Origin of the sequence: Winogradskyella sp. (genome assembly GCF_028289625.1) — a bacterium.
Classification (GTDB): Bacteria; Bacteroidota; Bacteroidia; order Flavobacteriales; family Flavobacteriaceae; genus Winogradskyella.
In genome coordinates, this window is record NZ_JANQOM010000013.1 from 201,371 (window position 1) to 224,649 (window position 23,279).

General features: G+C 35.3%; 17 protein-coding genes. 2 read left to right on the plus strand and 15 right to left on the minus strand.

Annotation, left to right across the window (positions count from 1 at the left end; translation table 11 throughout):
* The 7 genes from Q0992_RS03040 to Q0992_RS03070 all read right to left on the minus strand — a co-directional run bounded on the left by Q0992_RS03040 (position 1) and on the right by Q0992_RS03070 (position 9,849).
* Positions 1–1,194, minus strand: coding sequence for a cytochrome c peroxidase (locus Q0992_RS03040; protein ID WP_299520228.1), 1,194 nt, complete (start codon positions 1,192–1,194; stop codon positions 1–3).
* 242 nt (positions 1,195–1,436) lie between these two features.
* Positions 1,437–2,450 (minus strand): AraC family transcriptional regulator, encoded by a 1,014-nt coding sequence (locus Q0992_RS03045; RefSeq protein WP_299520230.1) that lies wholly within the window; start codon positions 2,448–2,450, stop codon positions 1,437–1,439.
* Positions 2,451–2,540: 90 nt separating this feature from the next.
* Entirely contained in the window at positions 2,541–6,218 is a 3,678-nt protein-coding gene (locus Q0992_RS03050) for a metallophosphoesterase (protein ID WP_299520232.1), read from the minus strand.
* A gap of 58 nt (positions 6,219–6,276) precedes the next feature.
* Positions 6,277–7,407, minus strand: coding sequence for an MBL fold metallo-hydrolase (locus tag Q0992_RS03055; protein ID WP_299520234.1), 1,131 nt, complete (start codon positions 7,405–7,407; stop codon positions 6,277–6,279).
* A complete protein-coding gene (locus tag Q0992_RS03060; protein ID WP_299520236.1) occupies positions 7,404–8,057 on the minus strand; it encodes an NAD(P)H-binding protein in 654 nt (217 codons plus the stop codon). The genes Q0992_RS03055 and Q0992_RS03060 overlap by 4 nt, the downstream gene beginning before the upstream one ends.
* Before the next feature lie 4 nt (positions 8,058–8,061).
* The gene (locus tag Q0992_RS03065) at positions 8,062–8,970 is read right to left on the minus strand and encodes an AraC family transcriptional regulator (protein ID WP_299520237.1); all 909 of its coding nucleotides are present in this window, start codon (positions 8,968–8,970) and stop codon (positions 8,062–8,064) included.
* 66 nt (positions 8,971–9,036) lie between these two features.
* Positions 9,037–9,849: an SDR family oxidoreductase gene (locus Q0992_RS03070; protein ID WP_299520239.1), complete on the minus strand. Its 813-nt coding sequence runs from the start codon at positions 9,847–9,849 to the stop codon at positions 9,037–9,039.
* 250 nt (positions 9,850–10,099) lie between these two features.
* Here Q0992_RS03070 and Q0992_RS03075 point away from each other — a divergent pair, with 250 nt between their 5' ends.
* Positions 10,100–11,926 carry a pyruvate kinase gene (locus tag Q0992_RS03075; RefSeq protein WP_299520241.1) on the plus strand — a complete coding sequence of 609 codons (1,827 nt, stop codon included), beginning with the start codon at positions 10,100–10,102 and terminating at the stop codon, positions 11,924–11,926.
* Positions 11,927–12,118: 192 nt separating this feature from the next.
* On the opposite strand, the gene Q0992_RS03080 is transcribed toward Q0992_RS03075, so the two are convergent.
* Genes Q0992_RS03080 through Q0992_RS03100 form a run of 5 tightly spaced genes read right to left on the minus strand, consistent with a single transcriptional unit; the run spans position 12,119 to position 17,342 of the window.
* On the minus strand, positions 12,119–13,060 hold the full coding sequence (locus Q0992_RS03080) for an L-histidine N(alpha)-methyltransferase (protein WP_299520243.1): 942 nt from the start codon (positions 13,058–13,060) through the stop codon (positions 12,119–12,121).
* A gap of 1 nt (position 13,061) precedes the next feature.
* A complete protein-coding gene (gene egtB, locus Q0992_RS03085; protein WP_367277935.1) occupies positions 13,062–14,228 on the minus strand; it encodes an ergothioneine biosynthesis protein EgtB in 1,167 nt (388 codons plus the stop codon).
* 2 nt (positions 14,229–14,230) lie between these two features.
* The gene (locus Q0992_RS03090) at positions 14,231–15,454 is read right to left on the minus strand and encodes a bifunctional alpha/beta hydrolase/OsmC family protein (protein ID WP_299520245.1); all 1,224 of its coding nucleotides are present in this window, start codon (positions 15,452–15,454) and stop codon (positions 14,231–14,233) included.
* A 27-nt stretch (positions 15,455–15,481) separates the two neighbouring features.
* Positions 15,482–15,763, minus strand: a complete 282-nt coding sequence (locus Q0992_RS03095; protein ID WP_299520247.1) for a DUF427 domain-containing protein — start codon at positions 15,761–15,763, stop codon at positions 15,482–15,484.
* 16 nt (positions 15,764–15,779) lie between these two features.
* Complete coding sequence (locus Q0992_RS03100; protein ID WP_299520249.1) at positions 15,780–17,342, minus strand: YdiU family protein; 1,563 nt, start codon at positions 17,340–17,342, stop codon at positions 15,780–15,782.
* Between the two features lie 173 nt (positions 17,343–17,515).
* Here Q0992_RS03100 and Q0992_RS03105 point away from each other — a divergent pair, with 173 nt between their 5' ends.
* A complete protein-coding gene (locus Q0992_RS03105) occupies positions 17,516–18,751 on the plus strand; it encodes a Pycsar system effector family protein (protein WP_299520251.1) in 1,236 nt (411 codons plus the stop codon).
* Positions 18,752–18,755: 4 nt separating this feature from the next.
* Here Q0992_RS03105 and Q0992_RS03110 read toward each other — a convergent pair whose 3' ends face one another.
* The 3 genes from Q0992_RS03110 to Q0992_RS03120 all read right to left on the minus strand — a co-directional run.
* A complete protein-coding gene (locus Q0992_RS03110) occupies positions 18,756–20,309 on the minus strand; it encodes a hypothetical protein (RefSeq protein ID WP_299520252.1) in 1,554 nt (517 codons plus the stop codon).
* Between the two features lie 211 nt (positions 20,310–20,520).
* Positions 20,521–22,893, minus strand: coding sequence for a GAF domain-containing protein (locus Q0992_RS03115; RefSeq protein ID WP_299520254.1), 2,373 nt, complete (start codon positions 22,891–22,893; stop codon positions 20,521–20,523).
* Positions 22,894–22,992: 99 nt separating this feature from the next.
* Positions 22,993–23,279 (minus strand): glycoside hydrolase family 97 C-terminal domain-containing protein (locus tag Q0992_RS03120; protein ID WP_299520256.1); only part of this gene is annotated, 287 nt, incomplete at its 5' end.

The window sequence follows — 23,279 nt, forward strand, 5'->3', positions numbered from 1 at the left end:
TTAATTATTAATATGTCCGCCAACGAGTAAACCACTTGGTACATTTGTTGGAATTGTTCTGTTAAAATTTGGGTCATTAAGCGCTTTCATAAAAGCAATGATCGCATCTGTAACATCATCATCCATATCTAAATCTCTTGCTAACGGATCAATATTATTTATACTTAGGTGAGTATTAATCATATCAGCATCTCCTTCTGAAATTTCCTCATAAAAATCCATGACTTCTTCGAGTGACGTATGCATACCATTGTGCATGTAAGGAGCGGTTAACGACAAATTCCGCAATGTTGGTGTTCTAAAGGCATACGTACCTGTACCAGCATCGGTTTCTGGTAATTTAGGATTATCTGGTACCCCTAAAGTATGCAATTGAAAATCTGAAAACATCGGTCCACCATGGCATTCTGCACAGCCAACATTGATAAAAGCATTCATGCCATTAACTTGTTGGTCAGTCATTGCAGATGCATCACCTCGCATATACCTATCAAAAGGGCTATTCGTTGCTATAAGTGTTCTTTCAAAAGAGGCTATGGCCTTAGCAATTTTATCTGTTGTTATCTCTTCTGTTCCAAAAGCATCTTGAAATGCCGCTTTATATTGTGGAATAGCCTCCAAACGATTTATAATGATATCGTATACTTGATTTTCTTCTATAGTTACACCTCTCATTTCTTCTTTAGAAAGCAATGGAAGTAGTGCTTGCGCTTCCAAGCTCATTGTTCTATTATCCCAAAACATTGGTGCATCCAATGGGTTTACTTGATTGTTAATTGTAATACCGTTAAATGCGGTATTAACTACTGTATGCGCATTTCTACCTGCAATAATATTACCTATGCGCTGCTCACCAAGCCCAATGCCACCAACACCTATAGATAAATCCAAAGCATCTGCATACCCTTTGTCTGGGTGATGGCAAGTTGCACAAGCCACATCTTTACTACCTGATAAAATAGGATCCCAAAACAATTGCCGACCCAAATCTATTTTTTCGGCTGACATTTCATTAGAGTCAGGCACTGGTGAATATTCTGGAAGCGGTGAGATGATATTTTCTATTTCAGTTACAGAATCAAAAAAACCTTCCTCTTCATCAACTACACAGCTAAAAAGAAAAAAGAGAATGATTAAAATGATGTTGAAAATCAATAGATTTCTTGGTGTAATGTATGACTTGATTTTATCCATTTTAATTGGTTCGAAATTCAATTTCAAGTCAAAAGTAAGTGGGTAGGTAATTCTTCAAAAATGAGAGTGGTTCAGAATACGCATGCTGTACACTTTATCAAAAAACAATACTTTATAAATTGATTATCAGCATCTTAACAGAAATCTTAAATCAAGATTCAAAACGTTCAGAATTCGTATTTTGTACGTTTTAAGCTTATTTTTAGGAAAAATGGAGAATTTTTAAACTCTAAAATGTATGCCTAAACCAACTGTTTTTTATACTGGCTTGGTGTTACTCCTGTTAACTTTTTAAAAGTGGTATTGAAGGAAGATTTTGAACTAAAACCAACTTCATTGGCGATGCCCAAAAGGGTGTAGTTTTTGTAGGTCTCGTTTTTTAAACACTCTATAAACTCTTCAACCCTATATTGATTCAATAAATCTTGAAATCCAATCTTCAAATGAACATTTAAAATCTCTGATAAATGTTGTCTAGGAATATTCATTTGACTTGCGACTTCATTTACTGTAATCTTATTGTTTTTAAAAAGTTTCTCTTCCTCCATCAAACGGAATAAATGAGCTTTATACCTCTCAATATTATTTCCATTTAAACTAGACGTTTTATATTTAGAATCATTGGATTTTGGGAGTACATCTTTAGGTGTAATAATAAGTTTATAGAGCACATAGTAAAATAAGAAAACCGCCGCTAATATAGTTCCATAGCTATCCAAGAAGTAAGGTGACTCCGTTGAATTAGTTATTAAAAAAGCCAATTCATCTATGGTGAAAATTATAGTCAATGGAATAATAAATGCTAACAGCCATTTTTCCTTTTTCCTTGTTATGATATCATATATTGCATAGCCAAGCATGGCTAAAAAGACAAGCTCTGTAATTACATGAGCAATTTTAAAAAGAAGTCCTTTTTCGATAGTATAGAAGCTGTCTAAGGTTTTGTAAACAACTGTTATAATATAGGGTATAAAAAACCATAAATCCTTATTATTAAACTCGTCTTTACCAGATTTATAATAACGAACAAACAAAAAGAAGAACGTGATGATCAAAGTATCATGAAATAAGAACCAGTCAGTATTTTGCATGAATAAGTTATAGTCGTCATCACCAACCGCATAGAATACTACAGATATAATGCATCCTAATAATAACCAAAAGTTTACCTTTTTATATTCCTGTCTCCGCTGAATAAGGATAAACAATAAAAAGACACCCTGCAATAAGGCAATTATTTGAATAGTTCTTAACATGAAAACAAATGTAGAAAAATGATATTAACGCAGAATAAGAGCTTTGTATTGCATAACATTTCTATTGTTTTATTCTATAACGCACAAAAGTTAAAACCCAAAACCTAACTGAAATGCTATACGCAAGTCATCGCTACTACTAAATGCCGAAATATGAGCGGTCATCATCTGTGCCATATTAACAAAGAAGCCACCACCAACAGAGTTGTTCCACTTGTCTGAATTGTCATTTTCTAACCAAACGCGTCCATAATCTACACCTCCAAAAACACCAATATGGATTGGTAATAGCCCAGTTTTTAAACGTCCAAAATTCCAACGAACATCTGTAGATTGCGAAAAAGCAGATTTACCCGTAAAACGTTGGAATCTGTAGCCCCTAAGTCCTGTTCTTGCCCCCAAGGTTGCCCCTTGGTAAAATTCAAAACCATCACCCAAATTGACATGACCTCTCAAATTTGTTGCCAAAACCAATTGCCCACTTGGCACCAACCTATAATCAAAGCCCAATTCAGGTATGATATAACCAAAGCCTTTCGTAGTATCAACGTTGTTTCTGTATCCAAGATGTAATGATGTTTGGAATCCAAGTGTTGGAAATGCATCATCGTCTTTATTGACGTATTGATACTTGGCGTCTACGCCATAGAAATCCTGCATATCAAATACGGCATCATCTGCTGGTAAGCTTTCTATAAATCGTCCTGCTGTTCGCTCAACCTCATTACTTTCGTAAGTAATACCAAACTTTAGAACACCGCCCATTTTTCCACGCCAAATTAAGGATGGAGTAAATCTTAATGTTCTTATTTTTACCCTGTTAAAATCTCTATCCACATCTAAGCCATCATTTTCATCAGCTTCTGGGTTGGGTGTTTCATTACCAAAACCAAAAAAGTTAACCGCAAAGTTAGGGCTGTTAAAGTGTGCTTCCACACCAAAATTGACATTTGGTAAGATATTGGCAAATTCTCCATTATAATTCAAATCAAAACCACTTGTTGCGAAATAATAGGACGCAGTTACTTGATGTTGTGACGTAAAAGGATTACGCTCAAATCCATAGTTGGTCCATACTGCATTAACACCAATTCTTAATCCATCGTCAGGATTGGCCCCTAAACTGGGTAATATTTGGGTGGTGTTATTTTTTAATTTTTTGTAATCATAAACGTTGGTCATGTAGTTGTCCGAAAACTTCTCGTGCCCCTTGTTTGTTACTACTGTGCTCTTTTTTGATTTATAGTCATAATACGTTACACGTTTTCCGTTTTTGATGTTGTAGGTGTCATTATTTTGCCCACCAACCAATCGCACTTTTATTAATTGGTTACCATCGCCAAAAACTTCAAGTACATCATCGTCATCCAAGGCATAAATCCAGATTTCCTTGGTGTCCTCGTGATTATAAGTTCGTTCATGGAAGATGTCTTTTTTCTCACCTCCTTTGATTCTATACGCCGTCACTTTCGTTTTACCATTTGGTAAGCGTTCTACATCAAACCAATCATCTTTATTAGTTCCTTTTATGACAGCATATTTATTTATGAGTTCAAAATAACGATCAGAGATTTTCTGAAGGTTTGCACGTCTGGCTTTTAAGGTTCTTTTTATTTCCTCGATAGTTTCATCCCTTATTTCTTCGGGTATATTTAGAAATACCTTTTCAATGATATCGTCAGTAACATTGTCTTGTATATGTTTTACTTCTGCATCCCAAACTGTTTTTTCGGATTGTGCAATGATTTCCATATCTAATGGATACGGTTCTACATTGACACCTTTTACATCTTCGAGGTCATCAGAGTATTTACGCAGTAAACGGGCCGTTGGAATCAACTTTACTGCGGCTCCTAATAAAAAGCCGTCAGACATTCTAGAAAATGCCTGATCGCGGTCTCTAGGCATCGGCCGATATACTTTTTTACCATTCTCTTTAAACTCTATCCATCTCCACTGATCTTGATGCCTATCCCAATCTCCAATGAGCATATCGAATAATCTAGCTTTGATGTAGGCGGCCTCATCAACAACGATGTCTTCATCCTTATGGATTTTTGCCATCATATCGTTGGTACTTATCAATTCGTCTTGATAGCCGAAACTAGCCTGGTCGCTATGACCCTCCGACGTATGCTCTTCAATCATATAAAGCTCGTCACCAAAGTCGTCGTTATACTTACCTAAGGTTTCTTGCTTAGGTATGTAATAAAGTACAGGGTTGGTATGATATACGCCAATAGCATCAGCTAAACCCCCAACGACAAATGGCGCATAAGGATGTGCGCCTGTGAACACATCTAAAATAAGGTCTTCGGTTTCTGTATCATCAAACTGACCTTCGATGTATTGATCTTTAAAAACTACGGCCTGTAAATACTGCAAAGCCTGCTTTCTAAGGGCTCGCATTACATACTGCGCGCCATTTTTGTCTTCGAGACGTAATGATTTTGACTGATTTCCGCCTCCTTTTCTAACCACCTTTAAACCTCCAAACAAAGTATCTAGCATTACATTTGGTGCCTTTACTGGAGTGCTGTAATACTTTCTAAAACGGTCTCCCCATAAAAATTTTCCAAAACCACTTATATCCGTTTCTTCTTCAGAGTATATGGATGCTGATGTATGCTCTGGCAGATTGGTTTTAAAATCTCTTTTGGTGTCTTCTTTGTATTCTGAAAATACTGTAGATTGAAATACGTCTTTCTCTTCTTCAGCTGAATAAAACGATACATGAGATGAACCATCTTTATACACTATTAACTTGGCATAACCTACTGTACCATAACCAAACTTTCCATTTCCAGTATTTCTTACGGCCGAAATTTTCGAACCAGAGCCTGATACGATTTGGTGCAAGTTATCTTCTACAATGTATTGTAAATTATGATCATGCCCAGAGACAAACACTACTTTATCATTGGCTTGAGCCAGAGTTACCAGATGTCTCTTAAAGTCATTATATCTTGGATTTTGAAGATCTACATTGGCAACACCACTGGTTTTTCTAATTATATTTTTTAGTGTCCCTAATATGGGTAAAGGTTTCATATGACTGCCAAATGAGTATTGACCTCCATGTGAACCATTGGTATACATTGGATGGTGAATAGCAACTACTGTTGTTTTACCTCTTGCTTTTTTAATGAGGCTGTCAAATTCATCTAAAAAATCGGCTCTAGTTTTAATATCACAATCGTCATTAATGGTGGGATGTTTGTCCCAATTGGTAATATACCAATGGGAATCAACAAGTATTAATTCTATGTCATCGGCAATATGTATCTTATCAATAGGACAACCATTTTCGGGTAAAAACGTATTCTTTCCCAAAGCCTCTTCTACAAGCTTCTCTTGCCTCTTTAAACTTCCTACACCAGAATACCAATCGTGATTACCAGGAATGAAAATAGTTTCACCTTTAAAGTCTTTTACCGCATCTATTTGTACTTGTAACCTGTGCTTAGCCAATTCATATTCGCTTGATGATTTTTTTGGCAGACCCTTTTCGTAGATATTATCGCCCAAAAAAATTGCTGTACTGTTTTCTGAAGCTTTTTTAAGTTCTTTACCAAATGCTAGTATAGCTTTATCTATTTGTCCAAGTTGAGAGTTTCCTGCATCACCGATAAGATAAAATGTATGTTTAACTTCTTTCTGTGGTGGTGCTTGTTGTGCATGTTCTCCATCATATTGTGCTTTATAGGTTGCGCAAGAATTAATTAAAAAAACGGATACAATAAATGAGAGGGAGTGTTTAAACTTCATTTGTCTGTTAGTTAAAGAATAAATAAAGTTACAGTTTTTTTCTAACACAAAAAATGTTCTACCACCAAACGGTATGCTTCATATTTGGACTAGCAATATTAATGGGTTCACCAATCATTGGGGTCGTCAATGGCATTTGTAATTCTTTAGCTTTTTTTTGCACACGTTCTATTGGATCAGTCCACGAATGCAGTGCTAACTTAAATGCTCCCCAATGAATAGGCATCATAGCTCTAGCTTGCACATCCACTCCTGCTTGTGCTGTCTCCTCTGGGAACATGTGTATGTCTGGCCACATCTTATTGTATTGACCACATTCCATCATAGCAAAATCAAAAGGCCCATACTTATCGCCAATTTGTTTAAAATGCGGCCCATAACCACTATCGCCACTAAAAAACAAACTTGTACTATCTGACTTAATTACCCAAGAACCCCATAAGGTACTCTGCCGATTACTAAACTTTCTACCTGAAAAATGCTGTGCAGGTGTACAAACTAACTGAATGCCCTTAAAAGTAGTTTCTTGCCACCAATCCATTTCTGATATTTTGTTACTATCAATATCCCAAGATTCCAAATGTATTCCGACACCTAAGGGTACATAAAAGGCCTCAACTTTATGCCTTAACTTTTTAATAGATTCATAGTCCAAATGATCGTAATGGTCATGCGAGATGACGACTGCATCAATTTTTGGAAGTTTTTCAATTTCAATGGGTAATTCCTTACTAAAGCGCTTCCCACCAAGCAAAGGGTGAGGCGCTGGCACATCGCTAAGCATTGGGTCTATAAGAATATTTTTATCATCTATTTGTAAAAGAAATGACGAATGCCCAAACCAAATGAGACGTGCTCCTTCAGCATAGTTAGAGACTGCTGCAGAATCTACTTTTTGAACTTTTAAGTCGGTATTAGGTCTTCCTGCCTCAACTTTCTCAAAAAAGAATTTCCTAGATATTTTTAGGATTTCTGAAAAGCTCGGATCTTTAGGTACATCTTTTTCATTTACAAAAACACCATCCTTAAACTGTCTTGAAGAACTGTAACGTTCTTGCCTCTGCTCAGAGATATCACCTCCAAAAGATGGATAAAAATTAACGAATAACATAAAAGCTATCACCAATAAAGCAATTATCCCTAAAATTGATACTAACATACGTTTTAATAATTTCTTTATTCTTTTCATTTAATTAGCTTTAGAATATCTTTATTCTCTAAAAATGATTTCTCGGCACCTGTCAACCCTACTTGAAACATTGCCTTTGCTAATTCTGTAGATTTAATAGATGCATTTTTTCCGAAAAGCTTAATAATAGGGTATAAGCTACGACTTATAGTATACATTAAATTGGGTTCTTTTCGTTTTTTAACTGGGAAAATATAGGCAGGTCGAAAACTATAGAATTCTAACCCAGAATTGGCCATAAAATTTTCTGCCATTCCTTTATAACGTGCAAAGGACGTACGACTCTTTTCTGTACAATCCGCTCCAGCTCCACTTAAAAAACACAACCTTGCTTTTGGGCTTTCCCTTTTTAGCATGTTAACAAAAGTCTTGGTGTAATCAACTGTAATTTCCTTAAACTTAACATCTGGAACAGCACCAGTATAAACTCCAATACAGAAATAAGCAATATCTATGTCCTTGAACTGGTCTTTGATATTTTCATAATTTAAAAAGTCTTTATGAATGACCTCAATTAACTTTTCATCTTTAATGTTTGTTTCTCTGCGTGTAATTGAAATTACCTTTTCTATTTGATTATTTTTCAAACAATGCTGAAGCACAATACTTCCAACCATTCCTGTAGCACCAGTAATAATAACCTTTTTCATAAAGCTAATTTTGAATTCGATATTTCACCGGACTCATGCCTGTTTGCCTTTTAAAGAGTTTACTAAAGTGTTGTGGGTATTCAAAACCTAGGCCATAGGCAATCTCACTAATCGATACTGTACTACCTAACAATTTATTCTTAGCGCTATTTACGATAAAGGCATAAATATGATCCTTGGCACTTTTGCCAGTTTCTTTCTTTAATAAATCGCTCAAATAATTAGACGACATATTAAGTTGCTCACCACAATACTTTACGGAGGGCACACCTAATTCTGTAGGTTTTTCTGAGTTAAAATAATCTTTTAAGAAGTGTTCAAATTCAGCAACATGGTCTTGATGCAAATTAGTTCTTACGTAAAACTGTCGGTCGTAAAAGCGATTGCAGTAATCTAAAATTAGTTCGATGGTAGAAATTATTAATTTTTGACTATGCTTATCAATATTCTGATTAATCTCTGTTACAATCTTTCTCACCAAATCAGTCAGAGTTGCTTTTTCATCTTCGGAAATGTGTAGGGCTTCATGAACTTCGTAATCAAAGAAATTATATTGGTTTATTGTTTTTCCTAATACCGATTTACGAATCAAATCTGGGTGAAAGGCCAACATCCAACCTTTGGCATCTGCCGAGATAGTTTTTTCTTCTACAGATAACACCTGATTAGGCTTAGAAAATACCATTGTCCCATCTGTAAAATCATAACTGTTGCGACCATATCCCATTGACCCTTCTATACCGTCCTTTAATGAAATGGCAAACAATTCCGTATTGTATTTCACCCCTAGATACTGATTAAAATCTGGCATGTCTTTAGCCCAAACTACGTCCACCAATGGATGTTTAGGTGTAGGAAAACCAAAAGCTCTGCAGGCTTCGCCTATCGATTTTATTTGAATAATTTCGCTCATCAAATCCTTTTTTTCAAAACAAAACAGGCAAAAGATGACCTATTGCCCGCCTTGGTAATAACCCAATTAATTCAAACTAAAACGTTCTTTCGTCATTTGTAGATATTCGCTATCAGAAAGGGTGTTTCTGGCTTGCATCATTTGCTCGGCATCTTCACCTACTAGGTAACGTAACTTATCACCATGAATGGCTTCGTCTATAACTTCTGCGACTTTCGACGCTGGACTTGCATTTCCTACCATTTCTGGCATGGCGCTCATTAAAGCATTAACGACACCTTGGTACTCTGTAAGGCTTTCATCATTGTTAAAGTCTAACGAACGTCCGGCAAAATCCGTTGCAATAGCACCAGGCTCAACGATTTTCATTTTAATACCGATGGGTTCTAATTCATATTGTAAACTTTCAGTCATACCCTCTACGGCCCACTTTGTACCATGATACATGCTAAACATAGGCATTGCTATTCTGCCTCCTATTGAAGATATATTGACAATTGTCCCTGATTTTTGCTTACGCATAATTGGTAATACGGCTTGCGTGGTTGCTAGAAGCCCAAAAACGTTGACTTCAAATTGCCTTCTTATTCTGTCCATAGGAATAGCTTCAAATGGACCGCCTGCACCATAGCCAGCGTTGTTAACCAACACATCTATGGTTCCAAATTTATCAATAGTCGCATTTATAGCGCTATCAATAGAGGCATCATCAGTAACATCTAAACGCGTTACTAATACATTATCTAATTGTGATAAATCAGACCCATCCTCTATATTTCTCATTGTCGCTACAACATTCCATCCTTTTTGCTGAAAATGTTCGGCAGTGGCTTTTCCAATTCCCGAACTTGCTCCTGTAATTAAAATTGTTTTGCTCATTGTTTATATTTTATAGATTATTAATTTAATGAATTTTTCTTTTGAACACTACAAAATTACTTCGGTCACTGTTTTTTGAAGTATACATTTCACAGAAGCTTGTATATATTTTACAGCATTCCAAAAATTATATAAATACATAACGTCATTTATGGACTGGCTGGACATGAAACCATACAATTTAACCTACAGATAATATACATCATCATTAAAGCATTTAAATTTAGGGGCTATTTATTTGCGTACACCAATGACAAAAAACAATATCAAAAAAATCGATTCAATCATCACCCAGCTTACTGCCATTTTGGAAGCCATGACGTACGAGAGAGTGCATTTTGAAAATAATTTGGGTGCAATCCATCCCGATTATCAAAAAAGCGCAAGGAATCTAGTACACTACCAGACCTTTAGAAAGTATGACTTAAGAAGTACACAGAAGAAGTTACGCAATCTAGGAATTACGCGTTTTGGTAATGCCGAAGCACATATAAAAGCTAGTTTACTAAAGGCTCTGAAACTACTTTATAGTTTAAAAAAAGAAGAACCAAATGCTTTGGGCAAATCAGGACTTTCCATGAAAAACGGAAAACGCTTACTCAATAAACACACTAAAGAACTACTCGGCTATCGCTCTAAAGGAAGACGTGTGCGCATTATGGTCACTTTGCCAACTCAAGCTGCTTTTGATTATGAGATGGTATATAACATGGTTAAGGAAGGTATGAATTGTGCCCGAATCAACTGTGCTCACGATGACACCTACATCTGGGAAAACATAATCAGAAATGTAAGAAAGGCTTCTAAGCAGCAGTCAAAAAAAGTGAAAATCGCCATGGATCTTGCCGGACCTAAGATTAGAACTGGCGCCATTACTCCTGGCCCACAAGTACGTAAGTTTAGTCCCGAGCGTGATGATATTGGCAATATTATACAACCTGCTAAAATAGTTTTAGTAGATGTTCTTAATGAGGATTCTGAAAATGATTGCTTGCCTATATCGAAACAAAGTCTAGATAGCTTAGAGGTTGGGGAACAATACAATTTTATAGATACTCGTAATAAATCCCGAAGCTTAAAGATTATTGAACTATTAAAGGATAGTGCTATTGCCTATTGTTACGAAACATCTTATTTGGCAACGGGAATGGTTTTGACCACTTCTAATAATGAGGAAAAATCATTAATAGTTGGGGAATTACCCAATGTAGAACAGGCCTTAATTTTAAAGGAAAATGATAGTCTCATCATCACTAAAGAACCGCATTTGGGCGTTCCTTCTACCTATAATGAAGATGGAAATCTCGTTGAGCCAGCTCGGGTTTCTTGTCAACTCCCAAAACTATTTGACTATATAAAAAAGGACGATCGGGTTTTGTTTGACGACGGAAAAATTGAAGGTAGAATTACATCTGTAAATGTCGATTTGTTCGAGGTATGTATTACACGTGCCAAACCTCAAGGTTCTAAATTAAAGGCCGAAAAAGGTATGAATTTTCCTGACACGCAATTAGGAATACATGGATTGACCGACAAGGATAAAATTGACCTTCAATTTGTAGCTCAACATGCAGATATTGTGAATTTTTCATTTGTCAATTCTCCTGAAGACGTCGAAGAATTACTCAACGAACTAGAGCAGCTTAACGTTATCAATAAATTGAGTATTATTCTAAAAATTGAAACACGTACTGCCTTTCATAATTTGCCAAATATTTTATTGAGCGCTATGAAAGTAAAACACGTAGGTGTGATGATTGCACGTGGGGATTTAGCGGTAGAAACTGGGTGGAATAGTATCGGAAAGATTCAGGAAGAAATTTTATCCATTTGCGCAGCAGCACATATTCCTGTGGTTTGGGCGACCCAAGTACTTGAAAATTTTGCCAAAAAAGGGATTCCTTCCCGTTCGGAAATTACAGATGCCACCAACTCCATTAAGGCAGAAAGCGTCATGTTGAATAAAGGCCCTTATATCTTAGAAGTACTCAAATTGTTGAATGTGATTCTCAGCGATATGGAATCGCTTCACGAAAAAAATGAAACCATGCTGCCTAAGCTTCAGAATTCCAACTAATCTAGAATATTAGAAATTTTTTCGTCAGTTTGAGTCTCCTGACAGTAAACGTCAGGATGTGCTTCGACAGGCTCAGCAGAGCTATCGAGAAGTAGTTTATTAGCAAACATTTTCTTGTTTTCGATACAAATTTTACCCATTTCATTGGTAAAATCCACTCAAACTGACGAAAATGCGTTATCTCAATTCAAATTATACTTTCACCCAAAGGCTATCGGTAAAATAATGTTTACAATCCAAAAAATTATTTACCGTTTTATAATTTGATGCTAATGCCAAATCATTGATTTCCTGTAAACTGTATTTTTTAGAAAGCTCTGTCCAGATCAATTCATTATAATCAAAATGGATGGAGGTAACTAACTTTTTTAATAGAACTTCTTGCTGTCTTAAACTAACTATATAACTTCTTACTTCTCCTGTTAGCGGACTGTAATGACAATAAAAATCGAAATCGTCAATTTTAAAGTCAGCATCTAACTCTCTATTTATTCTTAACAGCAAATTTAAATTAAAGCGTTTTGTAATGCCATGTTTATCGTAATAGGCATTATGAATGGTTATAGGATTCTTCTTTAAATCGAAGCCTACAAGTAGCTTATCACCTTGCTTCATGTTTTCATTAAAAAGCTTTAGTAGTTCTATGGCTTTATCTTCTTGGTAGTTGCCTATATTACTCCCTAAAAACAAGAGCAGGCTCGGATAATCACTTTTTTTATTTTGCTTTAAGATTTTAAAATAATCACCGACTTTTGGTTTTATATGAATACTTGGTAAACGTTCTTTAAGTCGCTTTGTTAAAGCGTCTATAGCCTCTTTTGAGATATCTATGGGCACATAGTTGAAATCAACATGGTTATTGGTAAGATACTCTAACAACTTAAATGTCTTAAAGCCGTCTCCTGCTCCAAGTTCTACAATATTGAATGGTTGGGAAAAATGTAAGGCTTCGACAATTTGTTTGGACTGCATGGACAAGATCTCAAACTCTGCATCTGTAAGATAATACTCAGGCATATTCATAATCTCCTGAAAGATGCGACTTCCATTATCGTCATAAAAATATTTTGAGGATAAGTATTTATTCTCGGCCGATAAGCCTTGAAGTACATCTTGTGCAAATGTATCTATCATACTATTTTGCGAGTCTTATTCCTGAAAATTGCCATCTGTTCTCTGGCGCAAAAAAGTTTCTGTAAGTAGGTCTGCAATGCCCTTTAGGCGATGCCACAGAAGCACCTCGCATCACCATAGTATTCACCATAAATTTGCCATTATACTCGCCAATGGCACCTTCGGCCTTAGTATAATTAGGATAGGGCAGATAGGCACTATTAGTCCATTCCCAAAGTTGACCGTAATCCAAATATTGAGAAGCAATTTCCCATTCAAATTCTGTAGGTAAACGCATACCCTTCCATTGCGAATAAGCAAATGCTTCATAAAACGACATGTGACTCACAGGAAGATGAGCATCAACTTCTTTAAAACCGCTTAGGGTATAATGCATCCATTTGTCATTCACTTTATGCCAATACATGGGTGCATTTATGCTATCACTCTTTACCCAATCCCAACCATCGGCATGCCATAAGTTGAAGTCCTCATAACCACCAGCTTCAATGAATTCTATAAATTCTGAATTGGTAACTAATCTGTTTGAAATTTCAAAATCGTGAAGGTACACCTTGTGGTGGCCTAATTCATTATCCCAACAAAAGCAATTCTCTTTATGACCAATTTCATAAACGCTTTCATCTATTTTAACGAACTCTTGGTGTTGATTTTCGAGAGTGAGTTTTACTTCAAAATCCAAAGTAGGGAATGTAACTTGATGGCCAAGAATGTATTTAATATCATAAATCAATAATTCTTGATGCTGCTGTTCGTGCTGCAAGCCAATTTCAATGATATTACTAATCTCATTATCAACTTCACCTTCAAGAAATTTAGCCATGTTGTTGTTAACATGAGCTCTGTAATCTATAACATCTTCAAACGTTGGTCTGGTCATTAATCCACGATTGGCTCTTAATACACGTTCGCCAACATTGTTGTAATAGCTATTAAAATAATAGGCAAAATCTTTATTAAAACGTTTGTAACTTGATTTATGTTTGGATAAAATAAATTCTTCAAAAAACCAAGTGGTATGTGCCAAATGCCATTTAGGAGGTGACACAAAATCTACAGGTTGCACGGATACGTCCTCTGGTAGTAAGGATTGACAAATTTGTTCGGTACGATTTCTAATATTCAGAAACCGTTCTCTTGTGATTGGGTTAGCTACGGCAATTTGCACTACTATTCTTGTATTATTTGTGTTTCAAAAATAACCTCACTCTCTATTGTTCTATGTACTGGACATCGTGACGCTATTTCCTTTAGTTTTTCTTTTTGAGCAGCATCTAAGTTACCAACAAATTTTAGCTTTTTGCTAATATGATCTAAGTATTTTGGCTTATCTACATCTATTTGTAAATCATCACTGTGCTTTCGGGAGTGTGAAATATATACAAACACCTCCCTTAAATCCCATTGTTTGCGTTCTGCATACATCTTTAAGGTCATTACAGTACATGCGGCTAAGGCTGCATTGAGATATTCGTATGGCGAAGGTCCAAAATCACTGCCTCCTATGTCTATGGGTTCGTCGGCAATGAATGTATGATTCTTTGTTTGAATGGAGGTGGTAAAATTATCTTCAATAATATTTAAATGGCCAACCAACTGCTCACCTTCGGTACTCAGCATTTTATTTTCACCTTTTGGAAAATAACGCTTTGCCCAAGTCCCAATAACTTCACCCACATATTGACTATCTTTTTCCTCTGTGAGTAAATGATCCGCATTATCTAAAGTTATAAAGCTCTTTGGATGAAACGCCGTTTTGTACAATTGTTCTGCATTTTCAATACCAACGATTTTATCGAATGGCGAATGCATAATAAGCAATGGCTTTCTTAAGCTTTTTACTATTGCTAGTAGGTCCGTTTTATCAAACTCTGCGACAAAATCCCTGTTGATTTTAAAAGGTCGGCCACCTATATTTACTTCAGCTTCACCCTTTTCCTTAATCTCATCTATGCTATGGGAAAATAAGTGTTTCACATGCGTTACTGTTGCAGGAGCACCAACTGTGGCCACCGCTTTTACGGCATCTAGTTTTGATGCTACTACAAGCACCGCAGCACCACCCAAGGAATGGCCTACTAACAGGCTCGGTGCCTCATAATGTTCCGCGATATAGGCATGTACATCTAACAAATCATCGATGTTTGCAGAAAAGTGACTGTCTGCAAATTCGCCTTCACTTCGTCCCAATCCCGTAAAGTCGAATCGTACCACAGCAAAACCGTCTTGTGTTAATGATCTACTGACATGTCTTACTGCACTTAAGCTGCTGCTACATGTAAAACAATGGGCAAAAATCGCATAGTAGTTGGGTTTTTGATTAGCAGGTAATTCGAGTTGGGCATTAAGAGTTAGCCCTTTTCGATTGGCTATTTTTAGTTTTTGAGATTTCATGTTCTGCTTACTACCTTCTTTATTAATCTAATTGTCAACTTGTACTCCACGCCAAAAAGCGACATAATTTTTAATGCCTTTGGCCAGTTCTGACGCTTCGGGATAATACCAAGCAGCATCGGTATTCTCTTTACCATCAACTTCAATAGTGTAGTAGGATGCTGTGCCCTTCCATGGGCAAACCGAATGCGTTTCACTTGGTTTAAAAAACTCTTTTTTTATGCTTTCATGAGGGAAATAGTGGTTTCCCTCAACAACAACCGTATCATTACTTTCTGCAATGACTTTATTGTTCCAAATTGCCTTCATATATAATATTTTAATGTTAAGAACTACAAGATAACATTGAGCAACCTACTTTATACCTAGCCCATTCTGGTCGCTTTGCAAACCACTTTTGGTTCTCGGGTTGCTCATCGTAAGGCTTCTTGAGTAAATTGAACAATTCGTCAATTAAATTATAATCACCTTTATCTGCTTCGTCAATTGCCAATTGTGCCATATAATTTCTGAGCACATATTTTGGGTTGACCAAATTCATATGAGCTTTTCGTTCTTGGTCTGTTAGTTGTTCTTTTTGTAATCTTTGGTCGTAAGATTTGAACCAAACTTTCCATTGTTCTGCTATAGCATCAGAAATCTTGGTTGGGTTATAAAATGCCTGTTCTACCATTTTTAGTCCTGCTTCCTCATTACCTTTCTTATAATGGGACAATAACCTAAAAAATATAGTCATGTCTGTTTCTGAAAGCAACAAGCAATCCTCTAAGTCAGTGATTAGATGGATATCATTGTTATCTGCAATCCTAAGCCCTAACTTAGACCTCATCATCTGTAATGACTTTGATTCAAAATCAGTTTGATATTGCTTCAAGACAGTTTCAAAAGGTTCCGCCTCCTCAACCAATGGATAAAGCGCATTGGCGAGTTGCAACAAATTCCAAAGTCCTATATTAGGCTGATTACCATAACGATAACGCTTGTTTTGTCTATCGGTTGTATTTGGTGTCCAGCCGAAATCGAATCCTTCGAGCCAACCGTAAGGTCCATAGTCAATAGTCAATCCTAAAATGGACATGTTATCGGTATTCATTACGCCATGTACAAAGCCTACGCGCTGCCAGTGAATAATCATCTCTAAGGTTCTACGAGCAACTTCTTGAAAAAGCTTTACATAAGTGTCTTTTGAAGGCTCACCCAATTCTGGGTAAAAATACTTTAAGGTATAATCCGTAAGTAGCTTAAGGTTCTTATAATCCTGCCTTGCCGCAAATAACTCAAAGTTTCCAAAACGAATAAATGTCGGTGAAACACGGCAAACAATAGCACCTTTCTCATAAGCGGCATTACCATCATAGAGCATATCTCTTAAAACCTCATCGCCTGAGGTCATTAAACTTAGAGCTCTTGTTGTTGGAACGTTTAAATGAAACATAGCTTCGCTACATAGGTACTCTCGAACAGAAGATCTTAAAACTGCCAAACCGTCCCCTTGCCTAGAATATGGTGTTTCGCCTGCGCCTTTTAACTGTAATGCCCAACGTTTTTGGTTATGCTCAATTTCAAACAGGTTTATGGCTCTACCATCTCCTAATTGCCCTGCCCAATTTCCGAATTGGTGACCAGCATAAGCCATAGCATAAGGATTTGTATGAGGATAAATTTTTGTTCCTGAAAAAACCTCCAAAAAGTCTTGCGAATCGATGTCTTTTTTATCTAAACCAAGCACCTTGGTCATTTCTGAAGACACATGTATCAATTTTGGATTTGATGGGATTTTTGGAGCCACAAAGGAATACATGGCCTCAAAAACTTTTCGTCTTGAGTTATCAGTATTTGGGTCTGAGGCTAGTTGGCTATTAAATGTATCACTAATATTTAGTTTCATGTAAGTGTCCTCTGCGCTTTATAAAAGGTAATTAAATGATGTTTCCTACGTCTAAGTATTAAGTCGAAAAATAGACCATAACCTTGCTAACTCTTGTTATTGGCTAAGTTACCAATTTAGGAATTGAAAAAGGTTATAAATTATTCTTAAATTACACTCAGATTTTTTAGTATATGGAAAATATCATCCTTGAAGCAGAGAAATATATTACGTCCTATTTAAATGAAAATTTAGACTCCTCCTTTGTTTATCATAACCTAGCTCATACACAACGCGTTGTAAATAAAATTAAAGAACTTACTGAAGGTAGCGATATTGGCGAAACCGAAAAACAACAACTCATCTTGGCGGCCTGGTTTCATGATTCTGGATTTACCAAAACCATTGATGGTCATGAAAAAGAGGGGGCAGCTATTGCTTCGAATTTTTTAAAGTCCCATAATGTTTCAGAGGAAAATATAAAGGCTATAACTCATCTTATTTTAGCTACTGAAATGAGCTACAAGCCAAAAACAGAAATTGAGGGCCTCATAAGGGATGCTGATTGCGCCCACTTATCAAGTAAAAATTATGGTGATTATGCGGCTCTTTTAAGAAAAGAATGGGAATTAACACTAGGTAAAAAGGTTTCTAAAGCCGATTGGTTAAAAGAAAATATTTCATTTTTAACCAATCACACGTTCAATACCGATTTGGCTACCAGTAAATGGGAAGGTCGAAAAAGTAAAAACTTAGCTAACCTATTACAAAGTCAGAGTAAAATAAAAGGTGATACTGAAAAATTAAAACAGAAAAAGGCTGAGCTAAAGTTTAAACAAGAAAAACTAGACTTACCTGATCGCGGTATCGAGACGATGTTTAGAGTTGCACTGAGAAATCATATTACACTTAGTGACATTGCAGATACTAAAGCCAATATTCTGCTGTCTGTTAATGCTATTATTATTTCTTTGGTACTCTCTAACTTGGTGTCTAAGCTAGATAATCCTTCTAATTACTACCTTATATGGCCGACAGCTATTTTTGCTATTTCTACTGTAGTTTCCATAATTTTATCTGTATTGGCCACAAGACCAAATGTAACGAGTGGAAAATTTACCAAAGAGGATGTTGCCAATAAAAAGGTAAACCTTTTATTTTTTGGGAATTTTCATAAAATGAGTCTTCCTGAATTTGAATGGGCCATGCAAGAAATGATGAAGGACAAAGAATACCTTTATGGATCCCTTACCAAAGACCTGTACTTTTTAGGATTGGTACTCAATAGAAAGTATAGCTTACTTCGATTAACTTATACGGTTTTTGCGATAGGTATAATAATTAGCGTTATTGCCTTTGGAATAGCCTTTCAGTTTTCTGGTACGGAAACGGTAATTACTGATATTATCGATACTACAGGGCAGCAATAGTATTCTAATTCATTTCTTCAATAGTCCAGTTGAGATGCTTTTTCAAATCTTTATTGTCTGGAGAGAATTCTAATCCTTTACTCAAATAATGTTTCGCCTTTGGGTATATGTTATGTCTGTAATAATAGCGACCAGAAACGAGATAAGCATAGGCAATCATTTCGGAATTAACCATTAAAGTTTTATCTGTAGAATTGATAATTAATTCTAAATCATCGATATACTTTTCCCCGAGTGTAATCTTCTTTGATATATACGCTTCTTCTATCAGTTTTAATATTGTAAACGCTCTAAATGATTTTATTCTAATATTATCTTTTAAAAAAGGAAACTCTTCTTCCTTTTTTTCTATCTCTTTGATAGATTGTTCCGATAGAGGTAATGTAATCAGAGTATTTGTAACAGCATAGGTTATGCCATCCTTTGCCATTCTACTGTTTGGATTATTTTTGAGTAATCGTTTTCCATAGAATATACATTTATCCAAGTCATCTTGTTTCAGATACTTTCTGAGTATATCTTCAAGCAAAAACAGTTCGCAATGTGACCTTACAGTTTCATCACTAAATTGACTAAGGACATTTAAACTTGACTCTAAAAATTCAATATCATTAGCATCGTTATCAACAATTTTATAGAGGTAATAGTTTAAATCATGTTTATCAAAATCTTCTTCATATTTGAGTTCAGAAAAAATGTCTAAAAAATTCTCCACAGTCTCGATATTGTCAAATTCTGAATCATACAAAATCAAAAACGAAAGATTCTTCTTCATATATTCTGAAGGTGCATAAGGGTAATAAATCAAAGATTTGTCTATAAACTTCAAGGCCGATTCATAATCTTCCTCAACATATAATTCTATTGCCTTATTATAATACTGCATACCAATAAGTCCTTTTTTATCGATATCACCATCTCCAAAGAAATATTCCATGTAAATTTCCTGATAGCCTTTTTGCTCAATTTCTTCTTTGCTTACGAGCTTCATTTTAGAAAGCTGATCCACAACTTTTTTTATTTCTGAATCACTCATACTGAGAAAACCGTACTCCACAGGAGCTGTAGTTTCTAATTGAATATTATAGGTGTTAGGGTAAGCGATTAAATACACATGTCCTGGACTCTCTTTTACATGATATGGCACTTGTATTTGATCAAAAATGTAAGCGTAAACAGCTGTGGCTGTAACACAATTATATATCCCTTCATTGAAAATCTGTGGAAAGTAAGCAATATCCTCATATTTGGTAAATAGAGCATCATGCACCAAATCATAAATCTTTTTGATACGTTTTGTCTCCCTCTTCTTTGAATTCCCTTTCTCAGGTAAGTCTTTTATGAGATTATTAAGTCGTGATTTATAAATTTTGACATCTCCTTTTGTAACCGAAGTATCTATAACACTAAGATTTGCGATAAAGTCATAGTTTAAAGTGTCACTCCTATAATTCTGAATAATTTCTGATTGATATAACACTTGTTGCTCTTGAGCCATCAAATTACAGGCGAATAACGGAAAGAGATAAAAGAAATATTTGAATTTGGATGATTTCATTGAGACAAATTAAGACAGATTGTGGTTAGGTGCAAAGTAATATTAAATTCTCTAAAACAAAATTTTGATTCTTAGAGCCTAAATTATTTAGTTCCTAGAGACAAAACAGTTATGAGATTTGAGCTAAAATCGTATGCATTCACTGCAAATAAAAAAGGTTAGATTCCAGTAATCTAACCTTTTATTTATAACTCGTGCTTTTAGTTACTATCTAAGCTTTAATTTCTTTCATTAAATCATCATAAGTATAAAATGCTTTATCATCTTTATCTTTATGGTAAAGTACACTTACCCTTATAGCTTTTAAACCAGTTACAGCCTGTAGATCTTCTAGTTCAACAATTTCAACATCATCATCTAGGTACTTTTTGGATTGTAAAAATTTAATATACCTCAAATACTCTCTTTCGTCTTCTTTTTGAGAATAGACAATACTAATTTTACCTTTTTGCGTTATGCGTTCATTGGTTCCTTTTATGTAAGCTTTATCAACACGTTTTTTAACAATTTCGTATCTCGCATTATAGGTACCGTCAACATCAAAGTGCTTTTCATCCATTCTAAAGCTGATTGATAACGGTTGATTAAAAACCAATATCATGGAGGCAACATCTAAAGCCACAGGAAATTGCGATTGCATTTGATAGTACGAATTTTCCATCTCCACCATGACCTGTAACTGCCAAAGTCTAAGATTATATAAGTAAATAGGATTAAAGCTATCTTCTTTTGTAATAGACTCGCCAATATACATATTGTGCTCTACACCATCGGTCTTAAAGCGTTCAAAATAATGAGGATACATGGCCTGAGCGTCCACCTGTTTTTGGTCTAAAAGTGTCGCCATTTCTCTATTAATCAATGCTATAGTATCATCGTATTGTTTTCTATGATGATACAAAACATCTAACTCATCATTAATACTCGCATAGTACTTCTCAATCGAAGGTTTTAAGTCTGCATTTTTAATCAAATGCCCAAACAGAGATTCAATCTCCTCTTTAAAAAAGGAGGAAATTTGATGTTCACTATCAACTTGGAACGAATTCTTAAGTCCAGTTAAATATTCATTAATTTGAAAAATATACTGATCATAAATCGGAAGTGTTTCTTCTTGAGCTGCGCTATTTAAAATACGCTTCACAGAATTTAACTGCATGGTTAAGTCCTCTTTAGTAGCCCAATTTCTGGCTTCAGAGGATCCCTTTATGTCTATTTGCCCATAAAGTGGATAAATATTTTCAAATGCTATTTTATTAAAGTTTGGTTCTTTACCATTCATCTGATCCTTAATAAAATTTCTTGCTTCTAATGCAAACCGCCAATGCACACTAGGATGAATTGATGTACACTCTTTCTGAATAATTGCTTCTATCAGGTTTTCTTCATCATTTTTTGAACGTTCAACCGCAGATACGATATATGGCAGTACATCTACCAACTTGTTGGCATTAATACTATTTAATACCTTTGGTTCTTTTGACACAATCTCGAGAATTCCCATGAGTTCATTGTCATTGGCGATTGGCGCAAAAATGGCACTTTTATAACCTTGTTCGTATAAGACCTTAACATGAGGAGACTTCCCTTTAGATAGTTTGTATAACCTATCGACATCTGATACCGAAAAATAGGCCTTTTCACTAATTAGTCTATTATAAGACCACTCACAAAGTGCGTTGTCACAAGATAGGATATCCTCTTTATTGAGAAGGAAACTATTCATTCCTACACCATAAACACGTTCGAAGGTGCTGTCTTCTTCGTTATAAATTGAAAAACCAACTTCTAAATTCTTAAACCCAAACAGTGAGCGGAAAATTTCATAAAAACCTTCCATGAATCCTTCATCTTGTCTCTTATCTTCTCCGATTAAAGACGATTTTATATTTGAAATAGATTGATCGTCTGTGACATCGAAAATATTGGATATGATAAACCCCTTAAACTCGTAAGAATCTGGCGGAAATTTTTCTTGCCAAAGCTCAATATTTTCAAAATTATCCAAGAGCTCATCAAAATCTTCTTGTGTTATTGGTTTAGCACCTTTTCTAGCATTGATTTCCATAAAATCTGCATTGTACAGAATTTTATAATAGCGCATTATTCCATTAGCATCGGGAATTTCATAAAAGAAAGGTCGCTTAAAATTAAGATCATACCCATAACATGCTTTGAGTATAATAGCACAGGCAATAATGTAAGACTGATCGTAAGGCATGTTCTTTACCTTTAGCTCAAAGTCTGAACTTACATTTTTTAAAATAGCATCGAATCGTTCCGAAGTTTTAAATATATGATTTTGAAAAGGTACAGTTGCTACTTTAATCTCATTATGAGTTAGTAGTGGGTTGAACGAATCATGTAATATATTATTAATCTCAGTCTTAAGGGTTTCTAGTAAAGTTAAATCACTAAAACCTTCTCTTAATACAGGGTTCTCTTCGGCAATTTTTAATACCCTATTGGCATTAGAAACCACATGATCACTATCCGAAGACTTAAGTTTTTCGTATTCATTAAATAGTTTATTAAAACTTACTTTAATGATAAAAGGAGATTCTATTTGGTCGTTAATATCCATAATATAAAGCGCTTACTTATGTAAAGTTACGAATATTTAGAATAGTCGTTTCAGATTAGACTACCTTACAACGATTTTGTTACGTCAATACTGTTAAAATTATAGCTTTTTTAGGCTTATGGCAAAGCCACCTCCCTCAGCTAGTTCAATTGAAAGTTTAGAGTTTTTATTTAGCTCTATTTTTTCAATATCAATATCCAACGGATTATCGTCCCAATGGGCATTTTTGCCATCTTTGTATATCCTGACTTCATACTTTTGGTCAGCATCGAGAAAGTCGAAACTCACTTTGATAGTTCTCGAGTTTTCATCTGTGATCCCACCAACAAACCAATTCCCAGTTTCGCGCTCTTTGCGAGCTATGGTTACATAATCTCCGACTTGTC

What these genes read in the sequence shown, in the direction of transcription:
- Q0992_RS03040 (WP_299520228.1), bottom strand. Translation starts at nt 1,194, where the DNA reads ATGGATAAAATCAAGTCATACATTACACCAAGAAATCTATTGATTTTC.
- Q0992_RS03045 (WP_299520230.1), bottom strand. Translation starts at nt 2,450, where the DNA reads ATGTTAAGAACTATTCAAATAATTGCCTTATTGCAGGGTGTCTTTTTA.
- Q0992_RS03050 (WP_299520232.1), bottom strand. Translation starts at nt 6,218, where the DNA reads ATGAAGTTTAAACACTCCCTCTCATTTATTGTATCCGTTTTTTTAATT.
- Q0992_RS03055 (WP_299520234.1), bottom strand. Translation starts at nt 7,407, where the DNA reads ATGAAAAGAATAAAGAAATTATTAAAACGTATGTTAGTATCAATTTTA.
- Q0992_RS03060 (WP_299520236.1), bottom strand. Translation starts at nt 8,057, where the DNA reads ATGAAAAAGGTTATTATTACTGGTGCTACAGGAATGGTTGGAAGTATT.
- Q0992_RS03065 (WP_299520237.1), bottom strand. Translation starts at nt 8,970, where the DNA reads ATGAGCGAAATTATTCAAATAAAATCGATAGGCGAAGCCTGCAGAGCT.
- Q0992_RS03070 (WP_299520239.1), bottom strand. Translation starts at nt 9,849, where the DNA reads ATGAGCAAAACAATTTTAATTACAGGAGCAAGTTCGGGAATTGGAAAA.
- Q0992_RS03075 (WP_299520241.1), top strand. Translation starts at nt 10,100, where the DNA reads ATGACAAAAAACAATATCAAAAAAATCGATTCAATCATCACCCAGCTT.
- Q0992_RS03080 (WP_299520243.1), bottom strand. Translation starts at nt 13,060, where the DNA reads ATGATAGATACATTTGCACAAGATGTACTTCAAGGCTTATCGGCCGAG.
- Q0992_RS03090 (WP_299520245.1), bottom strand. Translation starts at nt 15,454, where the DNA reads ATGAAATCTCAAAAACTAAAAATAGCCAATCGAAAAGGGCTAACTCTT.
- Q0992_RS03095 (WP_299520247.1), bottom strand. Translation starts at nt 15,763, where the DNA reads ATGAAGGCAATTTGGAACAATAAAGTCATTGCAGAAAGTAATGATACG.
- Q0992_RS03100 (WP_299520249.1), bottom strand. Translation starts at nt 17,342, where the DNA reads ATGAAACTAAATATTAGTGATACATTTAATAGCCAACTAGCCTCAGAC.
- Q0992_RS03105 (WP_299520251.1), top strand. Translation starts at nt 17,516, where the DNA reads ATGGAAAATATCATCCTTGAAGCAGAGAAATATATTACGTCCTATTTA.
- Q0992_RS03110 (WP_299520252.1), bottom strand. Translation starts at nt 20,309, where the DNA reads ATGAAATCATCCAAATTCAAATATTTCTTTTATCTCTTTCCGTTATTC.
- Q0992_RS03115 (WP_299520254.1), bottom strand. Translation starts at nt 22,893, where the DNA reads ATGGATATTAACGACCAAATAGAATCTCCTTTTATCATTAAAGTAAGT.